This window comes from Streptomyces sp. NPDC088733 (assembly GCF_044751185.1).
Lineage (GTDB): Bacteria > Actinomycetota > Actinomycetes > Streptomycetales > Streptomycetaceae > Actinacidiphila.
In genome coordinates this window covers 334,420-357,153 of sequence record NZ_JBIVLH010000005.1, presented here as the reverse complement: position 1 = coordinate 357,153, position 22,734 = coordinate 334,420, and the positions used below count along the sequence as shown (strand labels likewise).

18 protein-coding genes, 1 pseudogene and 1 riboswitch are annotated in these 22,734 nt (G+C 75.3%); of the genes and pseudogenes, 13 read left to right on the top strand and 6 right to left on the bottom strand.

The features are described 5' to 3' along the window. Positions 1 to 12: 12 nt before the first annotated feature. From ACIP64_RS12410 to cobC, 10 genes and pseudogenes are all read left to right on the top strand, one after another. The gene (locus tag ACIP64_RS12410) at positions 13 to 1,218 is read left to right on the top strand and encodes an anion permease (RefSeq protein ID WP_401584587.1); all 1,206 of its coding nucleotides are present in this window, start codon (positions 13 to 15) and stop codon (positions 1,216 to 1,218) included. A 44-nt stretch (positions 1,219 to 1,262) separates the two neighbouring features. Continuing rightward, complete coding sequence (locus ACIP64_RS12405; protein WP_401584585.1) at positions 1,263 to 1,478, top strand: hypothetical protein; 216 nt, start codon at positions 1,263 to 1,265, stop codon at positions 1,476 to 1,478. Positions 1,479 to 1,623: 145 nt separating this feature from the next. Further along, positions 1,624 to 1,753, top strand: a riboswitch (cobalamin riboswitch). Between the two features lie 53 nt (positions 1,754 to 1,806). Beyond that, positions 1,807 to 2,802: a cobalamin biosynthesis protein gene (locus ACIP64_RS12400; RefSeq protein ID WP_401584583.1), complete on the top strand. Its 996-nt coding sequence runs from the start codon at positions 1,807 to 1,809 to the stop codon at positions 2,800 to 2,802. Next, positions 2,799 to 4,310 (top strand): cobyric acid synthase, encoded by a 1,512-nt coding sequence (locus ACIP64_RS12395; RefSeq protein WP_401584580.1) that lies wholly within the window; start codon positions 2,799 to 2,801, stop codon positions 4,308 to 4,310. Before ACIP64_RS12400 ends, ACIP64_RS12395 begins: the two co-directional genes overlap by 4 nt. A 49-nt stretch (positions 4,311 to 4,359) precedes the next feature. Further along, positions 4,360 to 6,390 (top strand): putative cobaltochelatase, encoded by a 2,031-nt coding sequence (locus ACIP64_RS12390; protein ID WP_401584577.1) that lies wholly within the window; start codon positions 4,360 to 4,362, stop codon positions 6,388 to 6,390. Beyond that, entirely contained in the window at positions 6,390 to 6,995 is a 606-nt protein-coding gene (gene cobO, locus ACIP64_RS12385; RefSeq protein ID WP_401584575.1) for a cob(I)yrinic acid a,c-diamide adenosyltransferase, read from the top strand. Before ACIP64_RS12390 ends, cobO begins: the two co-directional genes overlap by 1 nt. After that, on the top strand, positions 6,989 to 8,347 hold the full coding sequence (locus ACIP64_RS12380; protein ID WP_401584572.1) for a cobyrinate a,c-diamide synthase: 1,359 nt from the start codon (positions 6,989 to 6,991) through the stop codon (positions 8,345 to 8,347). The genes cobO and ACIP64_RS12380 overlap by 7 nt, the downstream gene beginning before the upstream one ends. After that, a complete protein-coding gene (locus ACIP64_RS12375; RefSeq protein ID WP_401584569.1) occupies positions 8,344 to 8,772 on the top strand; it encodes a cobalamin biosynthesis protein in 429 nt (142 codons plus the stop codon). Before ACIP64_RS12380 ends, ACIP64_RS12375 begins: the two co-directional genes overlap by 4 nt. An 89-nt stretch (positions 8,773 to 8,861) precedes the next feature. Further along, a pseudogene (locus tag ACIP64_RS12370) lies at positions 8,862 to 9,080 on the top strand (CbiX/SirB N-terminal domain-containing protein); the annotation flags it as partial. A 54-nt stretch (positions 9,081 to 9,134) separates the two neighbouring features. Then, the gene (gene cobC / locus ACIP64_RS12365) at positions 9,135 to 10,226 is read left to right on the top strand and encodes an Rv2231c family pyridoxal phosphate-dependent protein CobC (protein WP_401584770.1); all 1,092 of its coding nucleotides are present in this window, start codon (positions 9,135 to 9,137) and stop codon (positions 10,224 to 10,226) included. A gap of 230 nt (positions 10,227 to 10,456) precedes the next feature. Here cobC and ACIP64_RS12360 read toward each other — a convergent pair whose 3' ends face one another. The 4 genes from ACIP64_RS12360 to ACIP64_RS12345 form a co-directional block, all read right to left on the bottom strand. After that, positions 10,457 to 13,231, bottom strand: a complete 2,775-nt coding sequence (locus ACIP64_RS12360) for an ABC transporter substrate-binding protein (RefSeq protein ID WP_401584567.1) — start codon at positions 13,229 to 13,231, stop codon at positions 10,457 to 10,459. 208 nt (positions 13,232 to 13,439) lie between these two features. Then, the gene (locus ACIP64_RS12355; protein WP_401584564.1) at positions 13,440 to 14,528 is read right to left on the bottom strand and encodes an SCO1860 family LAETG-anchored protein; all 1,089 of its coding nucleotides are present in this window, start codon (positions 14,526 to 14,528) and stop codon (positions 13,440 to 13,442) included. 212 nt (positions 14,529 to 14,740) lie between these two features. After that, the gene (locus tag ACIP64_RS12350) at positions 14,741 to 15,817 is read right to left on the bottom strand and encodes a Hint domain-containing protein (RefSeq protein WP_401584561.1); all 1,077 of its coding nucleotides are present in this window, start codon (positions 15,815 to 15,817) and stop codon (positions 14,741 to 14,743) included. Between the two features lie 129 nt (positions 15,818 to 15,946). Beyond that, entirely contained in the window at positions 15,947 to 17,047 is a 1,101-nt protein-coding gene (locus ACIP64_RS12345; RefSeq protein WP_401584558.1) for an amidohydrolase family protein, read from the bottom strand. Positions 17,048 to 17,146: 99 nt separating this feature from the next. Between ACIP64_RS12345 and ACIP64_RS12340 the strand changes: the two genes are divergently transcribed. Continuing rightward, positions 17,147 to 18,238, top strand: a complete 1,092-nt coding sequence (locus tag ACIP64_RS12340) for a pyridoxal-phosphate-dependent aminotransferase family protein (protein ID WP_401584555.1) — start codon at positions 17,147 to 17,149, stop codon at positions 18,236 to 18,238. Between the two features lie 626 nt (positions 18,239 to 18,864). Here ACIP64_RS12340 and ACIP64_RS12335 read toward each other — a convergent pair. Further along, positions 18,865 to 20,388, bottom strand: a complete 1,524-nt coding sequence (locus ACIP64_RS12335) for an aldehyde dehydrogenase (NADP(+)) (RefSeq protein ID WP_401584553.1) — start codon at positions 20,386 to 20,388, stop codon at positions 18,865 to 18,867. A 112-nt stretch (positions 20,389 to 20,500) separates the two neighbouring features. Between ACIP64_RS12335 and ACIP64_RS12330 the strand changes: the two genes are divergently transcribed. Continuing rightward, positions 20,501 to 21,268 (top strand): IclR family transcriptional regulator, encoded by a 768-nt coding sequence (locus ACIP64_RS12330; protein WP_401584550.1) that lies wholly within the window; start codon positions 20,501 to 20,503, stop codon positions 21,266 to 21,268. A gap of 164 nt (positions 21,269 to 21,432) precedes the next feature. Next, the gene (locus tag ACIP64_RS12325; protein ID WP_401584767.1) at positions 21,433 to 21,825 is read left to right on the top strand and encodes a hypothetical protein; all 393 of its coding nucleotides are present in this window, start codon (positions 21,433 to 21,435) and stop codon (positions 21,823 to 21,825) included. Between the two features lie 4 nt (positions 21,826 to 21,829). Here ACIP64_RS12325 and ACIP64_RS12320 read toward each other — a convergent pair whose 3' ends face one another. Next, positions 21,830 to 22,717, bottom strand: a complete 888-nt coding sequence (locus ACIP64_RS12320) for a PmoA family protein (protein ID WP_401584547.1) — start codon at positions 22,715 to 22,717, stop codon at positions 21,830 to 21,832. Positions 22,718 to 22,734 lie beyond the last annotated feature (17 nt).

Here is a 22,734-nt window from a genome sequence, read left to right as displayed (position 1 = left end):
ATGTCTGGGTACATGGAACACATCACGCTCCTGATCGGAATCGTGATTATCACCGCACTCGCGTTCGACTTCACGAACGGTTTCCACGACACCGCCAACGCGATGGCCACCACCATCTCCACTGGCGCACTGGGCCCCCGGACAGCGGTGGCGATGTCCGCGGTGCTGAACCTGGTCGGGGCGTTCCTGTCGGTGGAGGTCGCCAGGACGATCTCCGGCGGGATCCTCGACGAGACCGCGGGGATCCGGCCCGAGGTCATCTTCGCCGGGCTGGTCGGCGCGATCGTCTGGAATCTGCTGACCTGGCTGGCGGGGCTCCCCTCCAGTTCGTCGCACGCCCTGTTCGGCGGTCTGATCGGCGCCTCGGTCGCCTCCGCCGGGTTCGGGGCTGTCAACGGCGACGCGGTCGTGATGAAGGTGCTCGTCCCGGCCGTCTGCGCGCCGGTCGTCGCCGGGGTCGCCGCGCTGCTGGCGACCCGCCTGACCTACCGCATCAGCCGCGGCAGCGACCCGGCCGCGACCGCCAGGGGCTACCGGGCGGGCCAGATCGCCTCGGCGGGCCTGGTCTCCCTCGCGCACGGCACGAACGACGCCCAGAAGACCATGGGCGTCATCACGCTCGCCCTCGTCACCGGCAACGTCGTCGCCCCCGACTCCGACCCGCCGCTGTGGGTCATCGGCTCGGCGGGCCTGGCCATCGCGCTCGGCACGTTCATCGGCGGCTGGCGGATCATCCGCACCATGGGCAAGGGCATCACCGACATCCAGCCGCCGCAGGGCTTCGCCGCCCAGACCGGCGCCGCGGCGGTCATCCTGGCCTCCTCGCACCTCGGCTTCTCCCTGTCCACCACCCAGGTCTGCTCCGGTTCCGTCCTGGGCGCCGGGGTGGGCCGCAAGGGCGGTGTCGTCCGCTGGAGCACCGCGGGCCGCATGGCCGCCGCCTGGGTGCTGACCCTGCCGGCCGCCGGCCTGGTCGCGGCGGGCGCCGCGCTCGTGGCCGACCAGGGCGACGCGGGCGTCACCGCCGTCGCCGTGCTGGCGCTCGCCGTGTGCGCCGCGATCCGGGTGGCCGCCCGCCGCAGGCCGGTCGACCACACCAACGTCAACGCCGACGCCGGCACCGCGGAGCCGGGCATCGTCACCGCGGCCGTCGCCGCCGTGGCGCCACCGCCCGCGGGTCCCGCGGCCGGCACCGGCCACACCAAGGCCACCGTCTGACGGCGGGCCCGCAGCCCCCACCCGTCCCGGAAGGACACAGCAGCATGCACATCGACTGGGCTGCCCTCGGCTCCGTCTTCGGCGTCAGCCTCGCCGTCACCGTCGGCCTCGTCGGCGTCTTCACCCTCGGCATCGTCGGCCTGTCCCGGCCGGCCGGAGTCCGGGGCGGTCAGGGCGCCCTGGCGCGCGCGGGCGCGTACGCGTGCTTCGCGCTGTGCGCGGCGGCCGTGGCGTACGGGATCTTCCTGATCGTCGCCTGATACGCCGCCACGCGGTGTGAACTCGGCCTCAGCTCCCGGCCTTTCCGGCCGTGAGCTGGGGTTTCCGCGTTTCCGGGCCGCTACGGGGTGAGTTGACGGGCCGGATCGGCGCGTGGTGGTATCGGAACCGCCACACGGCGGCAGGAGAGGAAGTCCGGTGCGAATCCGGCGCGGTCCCGCCACTGTCACCGGGGAGCGCGCCTCCACCAGCGGCCACGGCCCGTACCACGGGCTGGAAGGCCGGGGGTGCCGCCGATCCGGGAGCCAGGAGACTCTCACCGCCGGTCACGTCGAGCCAGGGCGCGGACCCTGAGTGAGGACACCAGCGATGGACGGCTGCCGCCGTACACCCGACGCCGGCTCTGCCGCGCCGTCGGTCTTCGCCGCCGGGGCGGCTCTCGGCTGGCTTGCCGACCTCGCCCTCGCCGACCCGCGCCGCGGGCATCCCGTCGCGGCCTTCGGGCGCGTGGCGGGCGCACTGGAACGCGCGTTGTGGCAGGACCACCGCGGACGGGGCGCGCTCTACACCGTGTTGTGCGCCGGGGGCGCTGCCGCGGCCGCCGCGGGGACCGCACGCGCCGTACGCCGCTCCCCCGCCGCGTCCGTGGCCCTGACCGCCGCCGCGACGTGGGCGGTGCTCGGCGGTACGTCGCTGGGGCGTGAGGCACGGACGATCGGCGCCGCCCTCGCCGCCGGGGACACCGCGGCGGCGCGGGCCCGGCTGCCCCACCTGTGCGGGCGGGACCCGCAGGCGCTGGACGAGCGGCAGATGGCCCGGGCCGTCGTCGAGTCGGTCGCGGAGAACACCTCGGACGCCGTCGTGGGCGCCCTGGTGTGGGGCGCGTTGGGCGGCGTGCCGGGGCTCGTGGGCTTCCGCGCGGTCAACACCCTCGACGCCATGGTCGGCCACAGGTCGCCGCGGTTCCGCCGGTTCGGCTGGGCGTCGGCCCGCCTCGACGACGTCGCCGGCTTCCCCGGTGCCCGGCTGACCGCCGCGCTCGCCGTCCTGGCGGGCCCCGACCGGCGCGGCGCGTGGCGGGTCTGGCAGGCGGACGGCGGACGGCACCCCAGCCCGAACGCCGGACCCGTGGAGGCCTCGTTCGCGGGGGCGTTGGGCGTACGGCTCGGGGGGACGCTGGCGTACGGGGGCCGGGTCGAGCACCGGCCCGTGCTCGGCGCCGGCAACCGGGCGGTGGAGGTGGCGGACATCGAGCGGGCGGTGCGGTTGTCGCGGCGGGTGGGCGCGCTGGCCCTGCTGGCCACGGCCGGCGGCCGGCTGGCCTGGCACCGGTTCGCCCGCGGGGGACGGAGGGGGAACGCATGAACGGCGGCGCGCTGCTGGTCGCGGGCACCACCTCGGACGCGGGCAAGAGCGTCGTGACGGCCGGCATCTGCCGCTGGCTGGCCCGCCGGGGCGTGTCCGTGGCCCCGTTCAAGGCGCAGAACATGTCGCTGAACTCGTACGTGACGCGCGAGGGCGCCGAGATCGGCCGCGCGCAGGCCATGCAGGCGCAGGCCGCGCGGGTGGAGCCGTCCGCGCTGATGAACCCCGTGCTGCTCAAACCGGGCGGCGACCGCACGAGCCAGGTCGTGCTGATGGGCCGCCCGGTGGGCGAGATGAGCGCGCGCGGCTACCACAACGGCAGCCGCGCCGAACTGCTGGAGACCGTCACCGGCTGCCTGGAGGAGTTGCGCTCCCGCCACGACGCCGTCATCTGCGAGGGCGCGGGCAGCCCCGCCGAGATCAACCTGCGGCACGGCGACATCGTCAACATGGGCCTGGCCAGGGCGGCACGGCTGCCGGTGGTCGTCGTCGGCGACATCGACCGCGGCGGGGTCCTCGCGTCCTTCTTCGGCACGACCGCGCTGCTGAGCCCCGAGGACCAGGAGCTGGTCTGCGGCTACCTCGTCAACAAGTTCCGCGGCGACGTCTCGCTGCTGGAACCCGGGCTGGAGATGCTGCGCGGGCTGACCGGACGCCGCTTCTACGGTGTTCTGCCGTACCGGCACGGCCTGGGGATCGACGAGGAGGACGGACTGCGGGTGTCGCTGCGCGGCACCGTGCGGGAGTCGGACTCGGCGCCGCCGCACGGCGAGGACGTGCTGCGGGTCGCCGTCGCCGCGGTCCCCCTGATGTCCAACTTCACCGACGTCGACGCCCTGGCGGCCGAACCCGGCGTCGTCGTGCGCTTCGTCGACCGGCCCGAGGAACTCGCGGACGCCGACCTGGTCGTCCTGCCCGGCACCCGGGGAACGGTCAAGGCGCTGGAGTGGCTGCGCCGGCGCGGGCTGGCCGACGCGGTCGTGCGGCGCGCGGCGGAGGGCCGCCCGGTCCTCGGGATCTGCGGCGGCTTCCAGATGCTGGCCGAGACGATCGACGACCCCGTCGAGTCGCGGGCCGGTCTCGTGCCGGGGCTCGGCCTGCTGCCGGTACGGGTGCGCTTCGCGCCCGGCAAGACCCTGGCCCGGCCGTCCGGCACGGCCTGGGGGGAGGCCGTCGAGGGGTACGAGATCCACCACGGCGTCGCCGACGTCCGCGGCGGCGACGAACCGTTCCTCGACGGCTGCCGCACCGGCGCCGTCTGGGGCACCCACTGGCACGGCTCCCTGGAGAGCGACGGCTTCCGCCGCGCCTTCCTGCGCCGTGTCGCCGAGGCCGCGGGCCGCCGCTTCGTCCCGGCGCCGGACACGGCGTTCGCGGCGCTGCGCGAGGAGCAGCTCGACCGGCTCGGCGACCTGATCGAGGAGCACGCGGACACCGACGCCCTGCTCCGCCTCATCGACTCCGGGCCCCCGCCCGGTCTCCCCTTCGTCCCCCCGGGTGCGCCGTGACGTCCGTACCCGCTCCGTACCCGGTCCGTGCCAACGAGGAGGCAGCCGCGTGAGCACCCCCTACCCCTTCACCGCGATCGTCGGGATGGAGGACCTGCGGCTGGCGCTGCTGCTGAACGCGGTGAGCCCGGCCGTGGGCGGCGTGCTGGTGCGCGGCGAGAAGGGCACCGCGAAGTCCACGGCCGTGCGGGCGCTGGCGGCGCTCATGCCGCGGGTGGACGTGGTCGCGGGCTGCCGCTTCAGCTGCGATCCGGCGGCGCCGGACCCCGCGTGCCCCGACGGACCGCACCCGCCGGGGGCGGAGCCTGCGTCGCGGCCGGCGCGGATGGTGGAGCTGCCGGTGGGCGCGTCCGAGGACCGCCTGGTCGGGGCGCTGGACATCGAACGGGCCCTGGCCGAGGGCGTGAAGGCCTTCGAGCCGGGTCTGCTGGCCGACGCGCACCGCGGGGTGCTGTACGTGGACGAGGTGAACCTCCTCCACGACCACCTGGTCGACCTGCTGCTGGACGCCGCCGCGATGGGCGCGTCCTACGTCGAGCGGGAGGGCGTCTCGGTGCGCCACGCCGCGCGGTTCCTGCTCGTGGGCACGATGAACCCCGAGGAGGGCGAACTGCGACCGCAGTTGCTGGACCGCTTCGGGCTGACCGTGGAGGTCCGGGCGTCGCGGGAGACCGACGAGCGGGTGGAGGTCGTACGGCGCAGGCTGGCGTACGACGAGGACCCGGCGGCGTTCGCCGCCAAGTGGGAGGCCGAGGAGGGCGCGCTGCGGGCGCGGATCGCCGCGGCACGGGAACTGCTGCCCTCGGTCCGCCTCGGGGACGGCTCGCTGCGCCAGATAGCCGCGACGTGCGCCGCCTTCGAAGTGGACGGCATGCGCGCGGACATCGTCATGGCCCGCACCGCGACCGCGCTGGCCGCCTGGGCGGGCCGCACCGAGGTGACCGACGCGGACGTGCGCCAGGCCGCCCTGCTCGCGCTCCCGCACCGCAGGCGCCGCAACCCCTTCGACGCGCCGGGCATGGACGAGGACAAGCTCGACGAGACGCTGGAGCAGCACCGCGGCGGGGACGACGACCCCAAACCCGACCCGGAGCCCGATCCGGACGGCGACGGTGGCGGCAACGACGACAACGGCGGCCCCGGCGGGGGCGGCCGGCCGCCGCGGGACGACAACGGCGGCCCGTCGCAGGCCCCTTCGGACACCGCTCCCGACAGCGCCGCCGGTTCCCCGCCCGGCGCCGGTGCGCCCGGCGAGCAGGCCGCGGTGCCCTCGGCGGAGCCGTTCGCGGCCCGCGCGCTCACCGTGCCGGGCCTCGGCGAGGGCGCCGCGGGGCGCCGGTCCCGGGCCCGCAGCGTGCACGGCAGGACCACCGGCGCCCGGCAGCCGCGGGGCACGCTGACCAAGCTGCACCTGGCCGCGACCGTGCAGGCCGCCGCCCCGCACCAGCGGGCCCGCGGCCGCGGCGGACCGGGGCTGGTGATCCGCCGGGACGACCTGCGCGAGGCGGTGCGCGAGGGCCGCGAGGGCAATCTCGTGCTGTTCGTGGTGGACGCGTCCGGCTCGATGGCGGCCCGGCGGCGCATGGGCGCGGTGAAGGGCGCGGTGCTCTCGCTGCTGCTGGACGCGTACCAGCGGCGCGACAAGGTCGGGCTGATCACCTTCCGCGGCACGGGGGCCGAACTGGCCCTGCCGCCCACCTCGTCGGTGGACGCGGGCGCGGCGCGCCTGGAGAAGCTGCCCACCGGCGGCCGCACCCCGCTGGCGGCCGGGCTCCTCAAGGCGCACGAGGTGCTGCGCGTGGAACGGCTGCGGGACGCCGCGCGCCGCCCGCTGCTGGTCGTCGTCACCGACGGCCGGGCCACCGGCGGCCCCGAGCCGCTGCCCCTGGCCGCGCGGGCCGCCCGCCTGCTGGCCGCCGGCGGCGTCGCGTCGGTCGTCGTCGACTGCGAGACCGGGCCGGTGCGGCTGGGCCTGGCGGGTGAACTGGCGCGTGAACTGCACGGCACCGCCGTGACGTTGGACGAGCTGCGCGCGGACAGCGTCGCGGCACTGGTGCGGGACGTACGGAGGGCCGCGTAATGCCACAGGGACAGCCGAGCGTCGTGCCGGAGGACGGGCTGACCACGCGCCAGCGCCGCAACCGGCCGCTGGTGATGGTGCACACCGGCACCGGCAAGGGGAAGTCCACGGCGGCCTTCGGGCTCGCGCTGCGGGCGTGGAACCAGGGCTGGCCGGTGGGAGTGTTCCAGTTCGTCAAGTCGGCGAAGTGGAAGGTCGGCGAGGAGCGGGCGCTGCGTGTGCTCGGCGCCTCCGGCGAGGGCGGCACCGTCGCCTGGCACAAGATGGGCGAGGGCTGGAGCTGGTTGCAGCGGGACGCCGACGACGTCACCGCGAGCGAGGAGGCCGCCCGCGAGGGCTGGGAGCAGATCAAGCGCGACCTGGCCGCCGAGACCTACCGGCTCTACGTGCTGGACGAGTTCGCGTACCCCCTGCACTGGGGGTGGATCGACACCGAGGAGGTGGTGTCGGTGCTGCGCGACCGTCCCGGCACCCAGCACGTCGTGATCACCGGCCGCAACGCTCCGCGGCCGCTGCTGGACTTCGCGGACCTGGTCACCGAGATGGGCAAGGTCAAGCACCCGATGGACGCCGGCCAGAAGGGCCAGAAGGGCATCGAGTGGTAGCCAGGCTCGTCGTCGCCGCCCCCGCGTCGGGCAGCGGCAAGACCACCGTCGCCACCGGGCTGATGGCCGCCTTCGCGGAGGCCGGGCTCGCCGTCTCCCCGCACAAGGTGGGCCCGGACTACATCGACCCCGGCTACCACGCGCTGGCCACCGGCCGCCCGGGCCGCAACCTCGACGCGTACATGTGCGGCCCGGAGCGGATCGCGCCGCTGTTCCTGCACGGCGCGCGCGGGGCCGATCTCGCGGTCGTGGAGGGCGTGATGGGGCTCTTCGACGGGGCCTCGGGGATGGGCGAGCTGGCCTCCACCGCGCATGTGGCGAAACTGCTGCGGGCACCGGTGGTGCTGGTGGTGGACGCCTCCTCGCAGTCCCGGTCGGTGGCCGCGCTGGTGCACGGCTTCGCGTCCTGGGACCCGGAGGTCCGGGTCGCGGGCGTCATCCTCAACAAGGTCGGCTCCGACCGCCACGAGGAACTGCTGCGCGACGCGCTGGACGGCGCGGGCGTGCCCGTGCTGGGCGCGCTGCGCCGGGACGCCGCGGTCGGCACGCCCTCGCGGCACCTGGGACTGGTGCCGGTCGCCGAACGGCGCGCGGACGCCGTCGAGGCGGTGCGCACCCTGGCGGCCCGGGTGCGCGCGGGCTGCGACCTGGACGCGCTGCTGGCGCTGGCCCGCAGCGCGCCGCCGCTCGCCGGCGAGCCCTGGGACCCCGAAGCGGCGGCCGGACCCGCGGCACCGGGTCCGCGGCCCACGGTCGCCGTCGCCGGCGGGGCCGCCTTCACCTTCTCCTACGCCGAGCACGTCGAACTGCTCACCGCCGCCGGGGCGGAGGTCGTCACCTTCGACCCGCTGCGCGACGAGCGGCTGCCGGACGGCGCGGCGGGGCTGGTCATAGGCGGCGGCTTCCCGGAGATGCACGCGCCGGAGCTGTCCGCCAACGCGCCGCTGCGCGCGGCCGTCGCGGCCTTCCCCGGCCCGCTGACCGCGGAGTGCGCGGGGTTGCTGTACCTGGCGCGGGAACTCGACGGACGTCCCATGTGCGGGGTCCTGGACGCTACGGCCCGGATGTCGCAGCGGCTGACGCTGGGCTACCGCGAGGCGGTTGCGGTGGCGGACAACGTGCTGGCGGCGGCAGGGACGCGGGTGCGGGGGCACGAGTTCCACCGCACGGTCGTCGAACCCGGCGCGGGCGCCGTTCCGGCCTGGGGGTTCACCCGGCCCGAACGGAAGGTCGAGGGCTTCGTGCGGGGCGGCGTCCACGCGTCGTACCTCCATGTGCACTGGGCCGCCGAGCCGTCCCTGGCACGGCGGTTCGTCGCGGCCTGCGCCGGCGGGGGCGGCGCGCCCGCGTGACCCTGGTCGTGGGCGTCGGCGCCGCCCGGGGTGTCCCGGCGGCCGAACTGCTGGCGCTCGTCACGCGGGTGCTGGCCGCGGCGGGCGCCGGGGGTGCGCGCCCGGCCGCTCTGGCCACGCTCGACACCCGGGCGCACGAGCCGGGGATCGTGGCGGCCGCCGGGGCGCTGGGCGTGCCCCTGCTGGTGTACGACGCCGATACGCTGGCCGCCGTGGATGTGCCGACGCCCTCCGGAGCCGCACTGGCCGCCGTGGGCACACCGTCCGTGGCCGAGGCGGCGGCACTCGCCGCGGCGCCCGGCGGCGAACTGCTCGTCCCGAAGACGAAGTCCGTGCCCGGCGGCGGGGGCACGGCCCGGGCGACGGCCGCGGTGGCGCGCCGCCGTCACCCCGCGGCAGACACCAGCGAGGAGACAGCACCTTGAGCATCCCGCCCGAGGACGTACTGGAGCAGCGCGTCGAGCAGGCGCTGGGCGGCGGGCGCCGGGCTCCGCAGGACCGGGACGGCACCTGGGTGCTGCTCGTCGCCGCCGGGTCCCCGGAGCCGGTGGAGAACGCCGAGGCCGTACGGGCGGCCCGCCTGCTGTGGGAGGGACGCGGCTACGCGGGCGTGGAGACCGCCTTCGTGTCCGAGGCGGTTCCCGACGTGCCGGCCGGACTGGACCGGTGCCGGCGGCTGGGGGCGCGGCGGGTCGTCGTGCTGCCCGCCGTCCCGGTCGACGGGGACGCGGCCCGGCGCGCGCGCCAGCAGGCGGACGGCTGGGCGGAGGCGCACCCCGGGCTCGACGTGCGCTGGGCGGGCGCGCACCCCGCGGAGTCCGCGGCCGAACCCGACGACGGCCACGACCTGCGCCACCACGGCGACGCCGAGGTGCGCGACGACGGCGGCACGCTCACCGACCTGGCCGTCAACGTGCGTACCGGCACGCCGCCCGCCTGGCTGCGCGAACACCTGACCGCCGCACTGGGCGGCCTGGCCGCCTACCCCGACGGGCGGGCCGCGCGCCGGGCCGTGGCGGCGCGGCACGGCAGGCCGCCGGAGGAGGTGCTGCTCACCGCGGGCGCGGCGGAGGCGTTCGTCCTGCTGGCCCGGTCGCTCGGGGCACGCCATCCTGCCGTCGTGCACCCGCAGTTCACCGAGCCGGAGGCGGCGCTGAGGGACGCCGGGCACAGCGTCCACCGGGTGCTGCTGACCGAGGGGAACGGGTTCCGGCTGGACGCGGACGCCGTGCCGGCGCGGGCGGACCTCGTGGTGCTCGGCAATCCCACGAACCCCACCTCGGTCCTGCACCCCGCCGAGGAGATCGCGCGCCTGGCGCGTCCCGGCCGCACCCTGGTGGTGGACGAGGCGTTCATGGACGCGGTGCCCGGCGAGTACGAGTCACTGGCCGGCCGCCGCGACGTGCCGGGGCTGCTGGTGCTGCGCAGCCTCACCAAGACGTGGGGGCTGGCGGGACTGCGGGTGGGCTACGTCCTGGGCGACCGGGAGCGTGTCGCGGCCCTGGAGCGGGCCCAGCCGCTGTGGCCGGTGTCCTCGCCCGGCCTGGCGGCGATCGAGGCGTGCTGCGCGCCCGCCGCGCTCTCCGAGGCGGAGCGGGCCGCGCGGGCGGTCGCCGTCGACCGGGGCCATCTGCTCGCCCGGCTGGCCGAGTTCGAGGGCCTCGAGGTGGCGGGCCCGGCGCTGGGCCCCTTCGTTCTCGTGCGGCTGCCGGGGGCGGCCGCGGTGCGCGAGCGCCTGCGGGACCTGGGCTTCGCCGTGCGCCGCGCGGACACCTTCCCCGGCCTGAGCCGGGACTGGCTCCGGCTCGCGGTGCGCGACCGCGAGACCACCGACCGCCTCACGGTGGCACTTGCGAAGGCGGTCGCGCTCAATTCCTGACGCCGAGCACCTGCGGTGCCGCTGCCCGGACCGCCGCGGGACCCGGGCTTCGCCGCGCGCCACGCGGAAAGGGAATCGCACTCACGCCGAGCACCAGGAGCGCGCGTGCGCGAACTGCGCTTCGCCACGCGCCACCCTCCCCGGCCCGGACCGGGACCGGCCCCGCCTGACAGTGCGCGACCGCGAGACCACCGACCGCCTCACGGTGGCACTCGCGATGGCGGTCGCGCTCAGTTCCTGACGCCGAGCGCCTGGAGGTCGACGCCGCCCAGCGCCGGGTGGACGTAGGCGTTGGTCAGGCGTGCGGAGCGGTAGTTGAGCCGCCGGTCGTAGAGGAAGGGCAGCAGGGTGCCGCGGTCCTGGGCGGTGGAGTCGACGGTCCGCCACAGGTTGTCGGCGGCGTTGCGGTCGGTCGTGCCGTCGGCCTCGTCCATCAGGCTGTTGAGCTCGCGGTCGTCGAGCGCCGCGTAGTTGCTGGGGCTGCCGGGCAGCAGCAAGGGCCGCAGGAAGCCGGCCGGGGACGGCCAGTCGGACTGCCAGGTGATCAGCGCGATGCCCCAGCCCTTGGCCTTGAGCTGCTTCTGGTCGGCGAGCACGGGGTAGTAGTCGGCGGGGTCGGGGGTCTCGACCGTGGCCTTGACGCCGATCTTGGCGAGCTGGTCGCGCAGCGACTCGGCGGCCTTGCGGGCGCGCGGATCGCTGCCGGAGGCGGCGATGACGGTGCTGAACCCCTTGGCGCGACCGCACTCGCCCAGGAAGCGCTTTGCCTGCTCGGGGTAGCTGCCGCCGGCCGCGGTGCCGTAGGTGTCCAGGTGCCGGTCGTAGCCGCCGACGGTGGGCGGCAGCATGCCGCCCGCGATGTCGCCGGAGTCCTCGCCGCCGAGGGCGGCGCGCAGGGCGCGCCGGTCGGTGGCGTACTGCACGGCCCAGCGGCAGCGGTAGTCGTCGAAGGGCGGGACGGCGGTCTGCAGCGAGAAGTAGCGCACGGCGCCGGTCGTGACGAGGTCGGCGCGGGACTTCAGGGTGTTGTCGGCCAGGATCTTCGTGCGGGCGGCCTCCTGCACCCCGGTCTGGGCGGCGTCGAGGTCGGCGGTGCCGTCGAGCAGGGCGGCGTCCACGGCCGCGGCGTCGGGGACGATCGTCAGCTCGACGGTGTCGGGCAGCGCGGTGCGTATGGAGTCGGTCGACGCGTCCCACCGGTCGTTGCGGACGAGTTCGAGCCCCTTGGCGGCGTCGTAGGAGGCGATCCGGTAGGGGCCGCTGGCGACGGGCCGCTTCTCGTAGTCCGCCTTGGTGTCCTTCGCCCTGGGCACGGGCGACGACATGGGCAGGGCGAGCACGTACGGGAAGTCGGCGAAGGGCGCGTCGAGGTGGAAGACGATGGTGCGGTCGTCGGGGGTGTCGACGCTCTTCAGGCCGAGCCGGTCCGGGTCGGTGTCCTTGTACGGGCCCGGGTAGTCCTGGCCCTGGTCGAGCAGGTCGCGCAGGTGCGTGGGGCCGCTGGTGTACAGGTCGGTCGCGAAGGTGCGCTCGATGCCGTACTTGACGTCCTCGGAGGTGATGGGCGTGCCGTCCTCGAAGGCGATGCCCTCCTTGAGGGTGTACGTGTACGTGCGGCCGCCGTCCGAGATCCGCCCGGTGGAGGTGGCGAGGTCCGGGGCGAGGCCGGTGCCCGCGGCGCCGGGCTGCGGGGCGAAGTCCACGAGCTTGCGCAGGTAGAGCCGGCCCAGGTTCCACACCAGCGGCGAGTAGGTGCGGGCCGGGTCGAGGGAGTCCGGGGCGTAGGCGGAGACCAGCCGCAGGGTGCCGCCCCTGGCCGACGAGGGGCTGACGGCGCCGGTGAGCGCCCCGTTGTAGCCGCTGGCGGACTTCCGGGCGGCGATCAGGTCCTGGGCGACGGGTGGGTCGGGGTCCTTCTTCTTGTCGTCGCCGAACGGGTTCACGACGACGGCCACGGTGATCAGCACGGCGAGGACGGCGGCGCCGGCCGCGGCGACGACGCCGAAGCGGCGGCGCCGCACCCGCGGAGCGGACAGGGGCGTCGTCGACCCGGAGTCCCAGGCGGGGCGCGGCGCGGGGGCGGCGGCCCAGGGGCCGTACGACGGGGGGTTGTAGGCGGGGTGCTGCGGCACGGGGGCCGGCCGCGGCGGCGGAGGCAGCGCGAGCGGTGCGGTCGGCGGGGTGCGGGAGGCGAGCCAGCCGCTCAGCCGGTCCTTCATCTGGCGGGCGCTCTGCGGGCGCAGCGCCGGGTTCTTGGACAGCGCGGACAGCACGATCGCGTCCAGGGCGGGCGGCACCGCCGGGTTGCGCGCGGAGGGCGGCAGCGGTGTCCGGTGGACGTGGGCGTACATCACGCCGAGCGGGGTGGCGCCCCCGAACGGCACGGCGCCGGTGAGGAGTTCGGTGAGCATGCAGCCGACCGCGTACAGGTCGCTGCGGGCGTCGACGGCGTCGCCCGCGCACTGCTCGGGGGCCATGTAGCCGGGGGTGCCGATCGCGGAGCCGGTGCCGGTGAGGCCGGTGAGGGAGTGCACGACGCGCGCGATGCCGAAGTCGGCGACCTTGACCGCTCCCCCGGTGGTGATCAGCACGTTGGAGGGCTTCACGTCCCGGTGCACCAGGCCGCGGTCGTGGGCGTGCGCGAGGGCGTCGAGGATGTCGCAGGTGATGCGGACGGCCCGCTCGATCTCCATCGGGGCCTGGGCGCGGACGAGTTCGGACAGGGTCCGGCCCTCGATGTGCTCCATGACGAGGAAGGGGACGACCGCGTCCTCCGTGGTGATCTCGTCCTGGTCGTGGACGGTCACGATGCCGGGGTGGTTGAGGCCGGCGGCGGCCCTCGCCTCGCGGGCGAAGCGGCGGCGGGCCTCGGGGTCGCGCGCCAGTTCCGGCAGCAGCGTCTTGAGGGCGACGGTGCGGCCCAGGCGTGTGTCGTACGCGAGATGGACCCGGGCCATCCCTCCGGACCCGAGCAGCGCCCGGATCTCGTACCGTCCCCCGAACATGAGACCCCCCGGCCCCGTCCGCGGCGGGCGCGCGGACACTCCTCATCAGGGTAGTGGCAACACCCTTTGTGGGACGCCGGACGTACACCCCTGTGGACAACGGCCGCGGAGGGCGGCTGCGGGCACTCGGCACAAGCCGCCCGTCGCCGCCCTCCGCGGACCTCTCCCCCCTCGACCCCCGAACCGCCCCCGGGGTCACCCGGACCCGTCAGTCCCGGGTGTTCTGGGCCGCCGTCCTGCGGCGGGTCATGCGGATGACGGCGAATCCGGCGACGAAGAGCAGCACCGAACCACCCGCGAGCCAGGGCGTCGTGCTGCTGCTGCCGGTCTCGGCGAGGTCCCCGGCCGCGGCCTGGGCGGACGGGGCGGCGCCGGGCGACACGGCCGCGTTCACCGGCTCGGCGGTCGCGCTCGGCTGCGCCGACGTGCCGGGCTTGCCGGACGCGTCACTGGTCTGCGGCGTGGGCGTCGCGCTTGCGTCGCCGTCGCCGTCGTCGCCGCCATCGTCACCGGGCTTGCCGCCGCCGTGACCGCCGCCGTGGTGACCGCCGTCGTGCTCCCCGTCGTGGCCGCCGCCGCCCCGGCCCGGCGTCTCGCAGGTGGCCTGCACCAGCGTGACCGTGCCCTTGACGTCGGCGACGTTCAGCTTGAGCGGGTTGATGGAGACGGTGAGTTCCAGGGCGGTGGCCGCGGCCGTGCGCGAGGTGACGGTCTTCTCGGCGAGGTCGAGCCGGACCTCGCCGACGCCGCCCACCTTCACGTCGGTGGGACCGACCGCGGAGACCCGGACGCGCTTGCCGAGCACGGTGACCCAGCCCGGCATCTCGACATCGGCGACGGGACGTTCGCCGGTCTCGCAGGTGGCACGGGAGGTGATGGCGTCGGCCTTGACGAGCCCGATGAGCGGCAGTCCGGGGACATGGACGCGCGCGTTGACGAGATTGGCGTACCCCTCCGCCTTGCGGCGGTCGACGGTGGCCCGGGCGGTGGCGACATCGGCCCGCAGGACGCTGAACGGGCGTCCGTGGTCGACGCCGTCGAGGGTCGCGGTGAGCGCGGTCTTGTCGGCGCTCGCGGGCGCCTGGACCTCGTTGAGCGTGAGGTTCAGCGGTACGTCGACGGTCTTGTTGAGCAGGGACACGTCCAGGCCGGTCCGCAGGACGACGGCACCGGCCTTGCCGGGTCCGCCGTGCGACCCCCCGGTGGCCGCGGCCGGGGACGCCGGCCCGAGCGCTATGGCGCCCGCCGCCAGCGCGACGGCGGCCCCCAGCGAGGCAGCCGAGCGGCGTGCGGGCATGCTGAAGGGAGAGCTGTACAAGGTGGAAAACCCCCAACTGGTCATGGAGTCGCCACGGCGCCGCTGAAGGGGACAGCGCGCTCGCCGGGCGACCTCGACCCCGTAATGATTTACGTACAGAGAGTGAACCGGCGCCGTCCTGACGTCGGTTCACTCCAAAGGGTGGTTTTCGTCCTCGTATTCGAACCTTCAGGCACGTACGTTCCCGTGTGTCACACCTGCGCCCTCGCGTATTCGAGCAGCTTCGCGAAGTCCAACGCCCCGGGGTCGCCGTGGGTGTTGTGGCAGAGCAGCCCCGCCGCCACATACGTGCGGGTCGACGTCGACAGGGAGGCGATCGGCTGCTCGCCCACCGGTTCCGCGCCCAGTACCTCCGCCTCGCCGGTCGCCCCGGCCACGGCGGCGCCCTCCCAGCCGGACGGCACGACCGGCCCGGCACGGACGATCCGGTGCTTGCCCGGGGTGAGTTCGCGGCTCGCCGCCCAGGTGTCGCCGTGCGGCTGCCGGACCAGCCAGGGATGGTCGGCGGTCGCGACCACCGCGCCGGCGGAGGTGGTGATCCGCCAGCACTCCTTCCTGGCGGGGACGTTGCGGGTGACCACCCCGCGCCGCAGCAGCCTGGGCTCGCCCTCCTCGTCGAAGGAGGCGACCTGGTCCCCCACGCGCAGGTCCGCCGCGCGCGTCAGGCCCCCGTCGGCGCGCAGCACCGGGGTGTCGGGGTGCACGCAGTTCTCCGGCACGTGCTGGTGCCCGCAGATCCCGTTGAAGGCGTTCCACTGGCGTGCCGTCATCCGCTGGCCGCCGGCGCTGCCGTAGGACCTGGGGTAGGGCAGCCACATCTTCGGACCGCTCAGGGGCACGTCGTGCTCGGTGTTCATCCAGGCGAGGAAGCGCGCGAGGTCACGCAGCGCCCACTGCGGCGCCTTGGGCCAGTACACATGGGCGGGCGTGCTGCCCCAGTCGTCGTGGGTCTCGGGGTCGCAGGTGCCGACGAGCTCCACCTGGCACACGTTGAGGGTGTTGGTCTCCACGCCGCCGGGCCGGTTGACCAGGGCGCGGGAGGAGATGTCGATGTCGAAGTGCTGGTACCAGACCAGCTTCTGGTTGGCGAAGTCCGGCTGGGCGGTCAGGTTGGGGGCGCTGGAGCCCTCGTCGTAGGAGGGCACCGACCTGCCCTCGGTGGTGTGCAGCACAACGGCGTTGACCTCCATCAGGTCCCCGCCGTAGTCGTCCTGGTACCAGTACCTGCGCGATGCCCCCGGATATTTCTGCGGTCCCTGCCTGGTCATGGTGCTCCCCGTCCCGTCGTGCGGATTCGGCCGGTTGAACCGATCGCAGCACGCCGCGGGGGGCCGGGCACGCCGATCCGGGCAGAATCACCCAAAACGGGGTGGAGTGTGGTAAACCCCCGACCGGGATCAGCCGACCACGCGCCCGCGCAGCACCACACGCCGGGGCGCGGCAAGGACGCGCACGTCCGCGCGGGGGTCCGTGTCGTAGACGACGAGGTCGGCGGAGGCGCCCTCGGTGAGGCCGTCGCGGCCGAGCCACTCGCGGGCGGACCAGGTCGCGGCCGAGAGGGCGTCGATCACGGGGATCCCCGCGGCGACCAGTTCGGCGACCTCGCCGCCGACGAGGCCGTGCGCGAGCGAGCCGCCGGCGTCGGTGCCGGCGAAGATCCGGATGCCGGCGTCATGGGCGGCCCGGACGGTGTCGTACCGACGGGCGTGCAGGCGCCGCATGTGGTCCGCCCAGCGCGGGAACTTGGCCTGCCCGCCGTCCGCGAGCTGCGGGAACGTCGCGATGTTCACCAGGGTGGGGACGATGGCCACCCCGTGCTCGGCGAAGAGCGGGACGGTCTCCTCGGTCAGGCCGGTGGCGTGCTCGACGCAGTCGATGCCCGCCTCGACCAGGTCGCGCAGCGAGTCCTCGGCGAAGCAGTGGGCGGTGACGCGGGCCCCCTCCTCGTGCGCGGCCGCGATGGCGGCCTCGACGGCGCCGCGCGGCCAGCAGGCGGACAGGTCGCCGGTCTCGCGGTCGATCCAGTCGCCGACGAGCTTCACCCAGCCGTCGCCGCGCCGCGCCTCCTGGCGGACGAGGGCGACCAGGTCCTCGGGCTCGACCTCCCAGGCGAAGTTGCGGATGTAGCGCCGGGTGCGCGCGATGTGCCGGCCCGCGCGGATGATCCGCGGCAGGTCGTCGCGGTCGTCGATCCAGCGGGTGTCGGAGGGCGAACCCGCGTCGCGGATCAGCAGCGTGCCGGCGTCGCGGTCGGTGAGGGCCTGCTTCTCCGAGGTGTGCGGCTCCACGGGGCCGTGCTGGTCCAGGCCGACGTGGCAGTGCGCGTCGACCAGGCCGGGCAGCGCCCAGCCCTCCACGGTGGTGACGTCGCGGATCCCGGCGGGGCGCTCGTAGGTCACCCGGCCGCCGATCACCCACAGTTCGTCCCGGACGTCCGTGGGCCCGGTCAGGATCCGGCCCTTGATGCGGAGCGCCGGCGGCGCCTGGTGATCAGCCATGCCAGCACTCTACGAGGCCGCGAGTACGCTCGGGGCCGTACACCCCTCCACCAGGACCGACCAGCACCCAGCAGCACCGACAAAGGAAGCAGCGCCGCCGTGTCCCACCCCTTCCTCGACCTGCCCCCGCTGACCGCCGGGCGCTTCGCCTCCATCGAGCGCCGGGTCGCGGCGCTGCTGCGGACCGGGAACGACGTGGTGATCACGCAGGGCGAGGCGCTGCTGCCGCTGGAGGGCTGCATCCGCTCCGGCGCCCGCCCCGGCTCGACCGCGCTCAACGTGGTGACCGGGCCGTACGGGCAGACCTTCGGCAACTGGCTGCGCGACGCGGGCGCCGAGGTGGTCGACCTGGAGGTGCCCTTCCACGCCGCGGCCGGCGCCGAGGATGTCGCGCGGGCGCTGGCCGAGCACCCGGAGATCGATTTCGTCTCCCTGGTGCACGCGGAGGCGGCGACCGGCAACACCAACCCCGTCGCGGAGATCGGCGAGGCCGTCCGGGCGCACGGCGCGCTGTTCATGGTGGACGCGGTGGCCTCGGTGGCCGCCGAACCGCTGGAGGTCGACGCGTGGGGTGTGGACCTGTGCGTGATCGGCGCGCAGAAGGCGATGGGCGGTCCCGCCGGCGTGTCCGCGGTCTCGGTCGGCGAGCGGGCGTGGCGGCGTTTCGCGGAGAACCCGGCGGCGCCCCGGCGCTCGTACCTGTCGCTCCTGGACTGGAAGGAGCGCTGGATCGACACCGGCCGCAGGGCGCTGCCGCACGCGCCCGCGCAGCTGGAGATGCTCGCGCTGGAGGCCTGCCTGGAGCGCATCGAGGAAACCGGGCTCGGCACGGTCCTCGCCCGTCACCGGGCCGCCGCCGCGGCGACCCGGGCCGGTGCCGCCGCGCTCGGCGCCGCACTGGAGCCCTATGTGCACCGGGACGCCGACGCCGCGCCGGTCGCCACGACGCTGCGCACCCTGGACGGCGTGGCCGCGGACGAAGTGGTGGCCCGCGCGCTCACCGCCGACCCGGCGCTGCCCCTGGTGGCGGGGGGCGGCGCGCTCGCCAAGGAGATGGTCCGCGTCAACCACTACGGCCCCGACGCCTCCCTCGACACCGTCCTGCGCACCCTGCGCGCCCTCGGCACGGTCCTCGGCGCGACGGACCCGGCCGCCGCCCTCACCGCGGCCGAGGCGGCCTGGTCGGCCTGAGCGCCGCCGTCCCGGCGGGTTCCCCGTCCCGGGGAGGGTTCCCGCCCTCCCGCCCGTGTGCCCTGTGAAGTCACGCACCCCGACGCGCGTTGTGGGGGGCCGGGTGCGGGCCCTCCGGGGCTGCCATTCTGGACAGCACATTTAGGTGCCTCAGGTACCCGGTCTGAGCGCTCCGCATCACGCACCCAAATATGCTCCAGTGTCCAGAACGCCACCCTCCCCCAGCTACCGCTGGGAGGTGCCCCCAACTCCCCCGCCCCCTCAGGTCTCGTCCCGCGCCTGATCCCCGGTGGGGGGTGAGGGGTGAGGTGCCCTGGGCGGGCATCGGCGCTTCGCCGACGGGCGGCGTGAGCACGGTGCCGCTCACCACCCCCTCCGAGGATCAGGCGCATGACGAAACTGAGGGGGCGGGGTCGGAGGGGTGGATGTGCTGGACGTTCGGCATATTTGTGTGCGGGATCCGGGGTGAACAAATCGGGTGCTGGAAATGCACGTAAATATCCAGTCCAGGACGTGCAGCCCCGGAGGCCCCGCACCCGGCCCACCCTCACACGCGCGTCGGGGCGCCCTGACTTCACAGGGCACACGGGCGGGCGGGGAAAAAACCCGGAACAGCAAGCGCAGCGTCAGGGCTCGCGGCGGCCGTTGAACCGCCGCGGCACCCCCGACCCGTTCGCGTCCCGCAACTCCACCGGCAGCAGCCCCTCCGGCGCATCCTGGTAGACGACCGGCCGCAGCCACCGCTCGATCGCCGTGCCGCCCACCGACGTGGACGTCGACGTCGTGGCGGGGTACGGGCCGCCGTGGTGCATGGCGGGCGCCACCGCGACGCCGGTGGGCCAGCCGTTGACCACGACGCGTCCCGCCAGGGGGGTCAGCCTGCGCAGCAGTTCCGCACCGTCGCCGGACGCCTCGGCCTCGCTCAGGTGCGCCGTGGCCGTGAGGTTCCCGGGGAGCCGGCCGAGCACGCCCTCGACCTCCTCCGCGTTCGCGTAGCGCGCGATGACCGTGACGGGCCCGAAGTGCTCCTCCAGGAGCGCGTCGTGGGCGCCGCCGCCCTCCGCCAGCCGGGCGGCCGGGACGGAGACGAAGCCGGCCCGCACCAGGCGCTCGCCGCCATCGCCGGGCTCCACGGGGGCCTCCACGTCGGGCAGTGCGGTCAACTCGCCGACGCCCGCGATGAAGTTGTCCCGCATGCGCGCGTCGAGCAGCGTGCCGGGGGCGACGTCGCCGACGGCCGCCGCCAGCGACTTGAGCAGCCGGTCGCCCGCCTCGCCCTGCGGGGCGAGGACGAGGCCGGGCTTGACGCAGAACTGGCCGACGCCGAGTGTCATCGCCCCGGCGAGGCCCGTGCCGATCTGCTCGGCGCGCTCCTCGGCCGCGGCCTCCGTGACGACGACGGGGTTGAGGCTGCCCAGTTCGCCGTGGAACGGGATCGGCACGGGCCGGGCGGCGGCCGCGTCGAAGAGGGCGCGTCCGCCGCGTACGGAGCCGGTGAAGCCGGCGGCGGAGACCAGGGGGTGGGTGACGAGGTCGATGCCGGCCTGAAAGCCGTGGACCACGGAGACGACGGCGGCGGGCAGGCCCACGGCGACGGCGGCGCGGCGCAGGGCGTCCGCGCACAGTTCGCTGGTGGCCGGGTGGTCGGGGTGGGCCTTGACGACGACGGGGCAGCCGGCGGCGAGGGCGCTGGCGGTGTCGCCGCCGGGCACGGAGAACGCGAGCGGGAAGTTGCTGGCGGCGTAGACGGCGACGACGCCCAGCGGGATCTTCCAGCGCCGCAGGTCGGGGCGGGGCGGGGTGAGCGCGGGGTCGGCGTGGTCGATGATGACGTCGAGGTAGGCGCCCTCGTCGACGATGTCGGCGAAGGCACGCAACTGGTAGGCGGTGCGGCCGAGTTCGCCGGTGAGCCGGGCCGGCCCGAGGGCGGTCTCGGCGTCCGCGGCCTCCAGGATGCGGGGGCCGGCCTCCTCCAGGAAGTCGGCTGCGGTGCGCAGCAGGCGCGCCCTGACCACGCGGTCGGCCAGTGCCGGGGCCGCGGCGGCCGCGGCGCGCACCACGGCGTCGACCTCCTCGGCCGTGGCCTCGACGGCGACCTGTTCCCGCTGCTTCCCCGTCCGGGGATCGACGCTCCACACTGGTACGGCCACCGCGGGTACCTCCAGGCCTTCCGTTCGATATACTGAACAGCATCCGCAACTGTGAATCTGTTCGGGAGCCTACTTGCGCGGGTCCCGGCCGAACAAGAGGGGTCCGGTCCAGATGGCTGCAGGTGAGGGCGGCGCGCAGGTCAAGTCCGCGGTGCGGACGGTGGAGCTGCTGGAGTTCTTCGCCGGCAAGCCCGGTATGCACAGCCTCGCCGCCGTGCAGGAGGCCGTCGGCTACCCCAAGTCCAGTCTGTACATGCTGCTGCGCACGCTCGTGGAGCTCGGCTGGATCGAGACCGACGCCACCGGGACGCGCTACGGCATCGGGGTGCGCGCCCTGCTGGTCGGCACCTCGTACATCGACGGCGACGAGGTCGTCGCCGCGGCACGCCCGACCCTGGACCGGCTCTCGGACGACACCAGCGAGACCATCCACCTGGCGCGGCTGGACGGAACGAGCGTGGTGTACCTGGCGACCCGCCAGTCCTCGCACTATCTCCGGCCGTTCACGCGCGTCGGACGGCGGCTGCCGGCCCACTCGACGTCGCTCGGCAAGGCGCTGCTGGCCACGTACACCGACGAGCAGGTCCGCAAACTGCTGCCGGAGACGCTGGAGCCGCTGACCGAGCACACCCACACCGACCGCGAGAAGCTGATCGCCGAGCTGCACCAGATCCGCGAGCAGGGCTACGCGGTGGACCGCGAGGAGAACACCCTCGGCCTGCGCTGCTTCGGCGTCGCGGTCCCCTACCGGACGCCCTCCCGGGATGCCATCAGCTGCTCGGTGCCGGTGGCCCGGCTGACCCCGGCGCACGAGCAGCTGATCAAGGACGCGCTCTTCGACGCGCGCGACCGTCTCACGCTGGCCACGCGCCGCCTGTGACGCACCCGGGCCGCACGCCGGCCGACGGCCCCGGCGACGGATCCCGTGCGGCAGGGACGGTCCCCAACATCCCCTAGGATCAGGGGAGTTGGGGCGCCGCAACGTTGCCCGTCCCAGGACTTGGAGGACCGGTGCGCCGCCCCCGCTCCCTTTCCGGCTGGACCATGGCCGTCTTCGGTCTGCTCGCCGCCGCGCTCGGCATCGTCGGGATCGTCTCGCCTGCCGTCCAGCTGTCCCTGCTCGGCCTCCACCGGCCGGACGCCCGCACGAGCGGTGACTACACCCTGGTCTTCCTCACGGCCTCCTCCATGGCCGCGCTCAACATGGGCGTCTACTACGTGCTGGCCGCGCTCGCCGACTGGCGTGCCTTCTTCCGCTGGACCGTGCCCTTCCGCCTGCTGACCTTCGCGGTCTTCACCACGGCCGTGGTCATCGGCCGGGCACCGTCCGGGTTCCTCGGCGTGGGGGTGTGGGAGGGACTCGGCGCCCTCGTGACGGGCGCCGCGCTCTGGTACGAGGGCCGGCGGGAGCCGGCCCGGCCCGCACCGGCGGTCTGACCGCTCACTCAGCGAGACGGCGGGCCAGGGCCGCCGCCTCCCTACGGCCGGGCCGTCCGTCGACGACCGCGGTGCGGACCAGCCGCGTCACGGCGCCCCCCGGCGGGACCGGCAGCCGCTCCGCCCAGGCCAGCGCGGAACCGACGCCCGGGTAGTCCGCGACACGGACGAACCAGGGGTCGCGCCGGGTCTCCTCGGTCGCACCGGCGAAGACCAGCGTCCACCGTCCGCCGGTCAGGGCCAGCCAGTCGGCGGTGCGCCCGTGCACCGCCTCCTCGCCCTCGGCGTCCGCCGTGAACACCGCCGCCCGGCCGGGACCGCGGGGCGCCCGCCAGAAGAAGCCGCCGTACCCGGCGCCGGGGCGGCCGCTGGTGGCGGGGCTGCCGAGGGACACCGGGCGCGGTCCCGGGTTGGTCAGGGTGAAGGCGAGGTCGAGCGCCCAGCAGTCCTCGCCGAGGGCGCGGACCGCCACCGTGCGCCGCTCACGGAGCAGTTCGGTGCCGTCGGCGCGCCAGGACAGCTCCTCGGTGAAGCCGTACGGGCCGTCCTCCGGGCCGCGCACGGGTTCCTGCACCCCGTGGTCGTCGCGCTCGACGTACCCGCGCCCGCGGACGAAGGTGGGGCCGCCCCAGAAGTTGCGTCCCGCCACGTCCGGCACGGCGACGCCCGCCCCGAGGTGGTGCGGGTGGTCGGCCGGCAGGAAGCCGGTGACGGGCACCCCGCCGAGGGTGGTCAGCGGATGCAGGTAGGGCCGCGGGGACATCCGGCCGGGCAGGACCGGGCGGTGCACGTACCGGCCGACGTCGCGGCCCCCGGCCCGCAGGGGCGTGGACGTCCTCGGCGCGCCCTCCCCGGAGCGGGGCGGGCGGTCCGGCGGGGCGGCGGGGACCATGGCCGTGCTCCTTCGAA